The sequence below is a fragment of the Actinoplanes sp. NPDC049598 genome (assembly GCF_040675435.1).
Taxonomy (GTDB): Bacteria; Actinomycetota; Actinomycetes; order Mycobacteriales; family Micromonosporaceae; genus Actinoplanes.
Genome location: NZ_JBFAOX010000072.1, coordinates 1 through 1,129, shown reverse-complemented (window position 1 = coordinate 1,129; position 1,129 = coordinate 1). Strand labels below are relative to the sequence as shown.

Below are 1,129 nucleotides of genomic sequence, written 5' to 3'. Positions count from 1 at the left end.
TGTGATGTCCAGCCAGGTTGGTCAACCGGGTGATCGGCGGGTTCTTGCCGATTGCGGTGTGGGGCCGGTGATGGTTGTAGTCGTGCAGGAATGCCGGTAGTGCGGCGCGGCGAGCTTTCTCTGAGGAGTAGAACTTGGTGAAGGCCCAGCCGTCGGCCAGGGTGCGGTGGAACCGTTCGATCTTGCCGTTGGTTTGTGGCCGGTAGGGGCGGGTCTTCTTGACGGTGATGTCGAGTTGGGTGCAGGTGTCTCGCCAGAGGTGTGAGCGGTAGGCCGAGCCGTTGTCCGACAGCACTCGGCGGGTGGTGACGCCCCGCTCGGCGAACCAGGCGACCGCGTTGGTCAGCACTCGGGTAGCGGTGGCAGCGGTTTCGTCGTCGTGGATCTCGGCGTAGGCAACGCGGGAATGGTCGTCTATGACGGTGTGCACGAAGGCGGTGCCGATCTGCGGGTTGTGGTGCTTGCTGCGGGGCTTGCCGGCGGTGGCGACACGGTTCTTGCCGCCCTGGGCCCGGCCCAGGTAGCGCCAGCCGCCGCCGTCGGGCACGTTGCCCAGTTTCTTGACGTCGACGTGCAGCAGGTCACCGGGGCGTTCGTGTTCGTAGCGGCGGATCGGCTCGCCGGTGCCGCGTTGCAGGTGTGAGAGCCGGTTCAACCGGCAGCGGGTCAGCACGGAATGCACCGTCGAGGCGGCCAGGCCCAGCTGGTCGGCGATCGCGACCGGACCGAGCCGGCGTTTGCGGCGTAAGTGCACGATCTTGCGGACGATCGGCGCCGGCGTCCGGTTCGGTTGCCGGCGCGGCCGTGACGACCGGTCGGCCATGCCGGCTTCGCCTTCCTCGCGGTAGCGGGCGGCCCATTTCGTCGCGGTGCGCCAGGACACGTCGTAGCGTTCCGCTGCTCGTGCGGGTGACCAGCCGGAATCTACGATCAGACGCGCCAGCCGCAATCGCGCCCGAGGAGTCAGTGCGGCGTTAGCGTGGGACATGAAGGCCTCCAGCCTGGTCAGTGGCGTCTAAGCAGCTCCACTGCACCGTTGGAGGCCTTCATCCGTTCACAGAACACAAAGATGATCGTCAGATCGAGTGGTCGCACTCCCTCGACCAACGTCCCCGGACATCACAGCTAG

The 1,129-nt window shown here is 66.6% G+C and carries 1 protein-coding gene; it reads right to left on the bottom strand.

Annotated elements, in window-relative coordinates:
* Window positions 1–988 (bottom strand): IS481 family transposase (locus AB0J66_RS49755; RefSeq protein WP_364676587.1); only part of this gene is annotated, 988 nt, incomplete at its 3' end.
* Between the last annotated feature and the right edge of the window lie 141 nt (window positions 989–1,129).